This window comes from Pseudomonas sp., from assembly GCF_050739995.1.
Lineage (GTDB): Bacteria > Pseudomonadota > Gammaproteobacteria > Pseudomonadales > Pseudomonadaceae > Aquipseudomonas.
In genome coordinates, this window is record NZ_JBOICG010000247.1 from 1 (window position 1) to 3,112 (window position 3,112).

Below are 3,112 nucleotides of genomic sequence, written 5' to 3' on the forward strand. Positions count from 1 at the left end.
ATCTAACAGCCGACATCTGTAGTGAATGTCAGTCCGCCTTCGCGAGCAAGCCCGCTCCCACAAGGAATCTGCGTGGGTATCGACATTTCCATCCGGACAAACAACAAGGGGGCGAATCTTCATCCGCCCCCTGTGTGTCCGCTTATTCCTGCGGTTCTTCTTCGTCTGCGGCAGCGTCGAGTGTTGGCTCGTCGACGTTGTCATCGCCTGCTGCGATCACCTCGCCTTCAAACTCCTCACCTTCCACTTCTTCGCCTTCGACTTCCGACGGCTCCTGGACACGCTCCAGGCCGACCAGTTTTTCGTCCTTGGCCAGCTTGATCAAGGTCACGCCCTGGGTGTTACGACCCAGGCTCGACACCTCAGCCACACGGGTACGCACCAGAGTGCCCTGGTCGGAAATCAGCATGATTTCCTCGCCATCAAGCACCTGGACCGCGCCAACCAGACGGCCGTTGCGGTCGTTGCTGACCATGGCGATCACGCCCTGGCCGCCACGCTTGTACTCCGGGAATTCGCTGATGGCGGTGCGCTTGCCATAACCACGCTCGGAAGCGGTGAGGATCTGGCTGCCTTCTTCCGGGATCAGCATCGAAATCAGCTTCTGCCCTTCCGGCAGGCGCATACCACGCACACCGCGAGCGGTACGACCCATGGCACGAACGTCGGATTCCTTGAAGCGTGTCACCTTGCCGCCGTCGGAGAACAGCATGACTTCACGCTCGCCATCGGTGATGGCGGCGGAGATCAGTACGTCGCCTTCGTCCAGCTCCAGGGCGATCAGGCCCACGCTGCGTTGACGGCTGAAGGATTCCAGCGGGGTCTTCTTCACGGTGCCTTTGGCGGTGGCCATGAAGATGAAGTGACCTTCAGTGTATTCCTCGACCGGCAGCATGGTGGTGATGTACTCATCACTGTCCAGCGGCAGCAGGTTGACCAGCGGACGACCACGGGCGGCACGGGAAGCTTCCGGGATTTCGTAGGTTTTCAGCCAGTACACCTTGCCCTTGCTGGAGAACAGCAGGAGCGTGGTGTGGCTGTTGGCGACCAGCAGGTGAGCGATGTAGTCCTCATCCTTCACGCCAGTAGCCGATTTACCTTTACCACCACGACGCTGGGCCTGGTACGCAGCCAAAGGCTGGGTCTTGGCGTAACCGCCGTGGGAGATGGTCACCACACGCTCTTCTTCCGGGATCATGTCACCCAGGGTCAGGTCGAGGCGCGCATCGAGGATCTCGGTGCGGCGCACATCGCCGTATTCGGCGCGGATCACTTCCAGTTCTTCGCGGATCACTTCCATCAGGCGCACGGCGCTGCTGAGGATGCGGATCAGCTCGCCGATCTGGTTGAGGATCTCCTGGTACTCAGCCAGCAGCTTCTCGTGCTCCAGGCCAGTCAGGCGGTGCAGGCGCAGTTCCAGGATAGCCTGGGCCTGTTCCGGCGACAGGAAGTACTTGCCTTCGCGCAGGCCGTATTGCGGGTCCAGGGTCTCCGGACGGCAAGAGTCGGCGCCGGCACGCTCAACCATGGCCACCACAGCGCTGGATTCCCAAGGTGTGCTGATCAGCGCTTCCTTGGCTTCCGATGGGGTTGGCGAAGCCTTGATCAGTGCGATAACCGGGTCGATGTTCGACAGCGCAACCGCCTGGCCTTCCAGGATGTGGCCGCGTTCGCGGGCCTTGCGCAGCTCGAACACGGTACGACGGGTAACCACTTCACGTCGGTGACGGACGAAGGCTTCCAGCAGATCCTTGAGGTTCAGGATGCGCGGGCGGCCGTCGATCAGCGCAACCACGTTGATACCAAACACGCTTTGCAGCTGGGTCTGGGCGTAGAGGTTGTTGAGGATCACCTCAGGCACTTCGCCACGACGCAGCTCGATCACGACGCGCATACCGTCCTTGTCGGACTCGTCGCGCAGTTCGGTAATGCCTTCGAGCTTCTTCTCTTTAACCAGCTCGGCGATCTTCTCGATCAGACGCGCCTTGTTCAGCTGGTACGGGAGTTCGGTGATGACGATCTGCTGGCGGCCACCGACCTTGTCGATGTCTTCGATGATCGAGCGGGCGCGCATGTAAATGCGGCCGCGACCGGTGCGGTAGGCTTCGATGATGCCGGCGCGACCGTTGATGATCGCGGCGGTCGGGAAGTCCGGACCCGGGATGTATTGCATCAGTTCATCGACGGTCAGCTCTGGGTTGTCGATGAGGGCCAGGCAACCGTCGATGACTTCACCGAGGTTGTGCGGCGGGATGTTGGTCGCCATGCCCACGGCGATACCGCTGGAACCGTTGACCAGCAGGTTGGGAATCTTGGTGGGCATGACCGCCGGGATCATTTCGGTGCCATCGTAGTTCGGCACCCAGTCCACGGTTTCTTTATGCAGGTCGGCCAGCAGCTCGTGCGCCAGCTTGGTCATGCGCACTTCGGTGTATCGCATGGCCGCGGCGTTGTCGCCGTCGACCGAACCGAAGTTGCCCTGGCCGTCTACCAGCAGGTAGCGCAGGGAAAACGGCTGGGCCATCCGAACGATGGTGTCGTACACCGCAGTGTCGCCGTGAGGGTGATACTTACCGATCACGTCACCGACAACACGGGCAGATTTCTTGTACGGCTTGTTCCAGTCGTTACCCAGCTCGCTCATCGCGAACAGCACACGCCGGTGCACGGGCTTCAAGCCATCGCGCGCATCAGGCAGTGCCCGACCGACAATTACGCTCATCGCGTAGTCGAGGTAGGACTGTTTCAGCTCGTCTTCGATATTGACCGGGAGGATTTCTTTGGCCAGTTCGCCCATGAGAAGCCTGATTCCTTTTTCGGGTGAAACCTCGTCACATCCATATGGGACGAACGAAGCTCGCCGCTGCCGGCAAGTGCCTGACAACGACTTACGACAAATCAACGAGTTATGACACGGATCTGCGCGTTATAGGCAACCCCTCGGGGCAGCCCTGGAAACCGCCGGATGTTATCACAATCGCCGCCACGCACCTATCCCCCTGATGCGCATGGAGCATAGTAAGTTGACGGATGACAGGCTTGAGGGGGACGAGAGGGGCTCAGAGCTGGGTTGATGCAATTTTAAGGGGGCAGATCCGAGAGAATTATTGAC

General features: G+C 60.2%; 1 protein-coding gene. It reads right to left on the reverse strand.

Going from position 1 to position 3,112, the window contains the following annotated elements:
* Positions 1 to 142 precede the first annotated feature (142 nt).
* Positions 143 to 2,797, reverse strand: a complete 2,655-nt coding sequence (gene gyrA / locus ACRESD_RS08415) for a DNA gyrase subunit A (protein ID WP_431750504.1) — start codon at positions 2,795 to 2,797, stop codon at positions 143 to 145.
* Positions 2,798 to 3,112 lie beyond the last annotated feature (315 nt).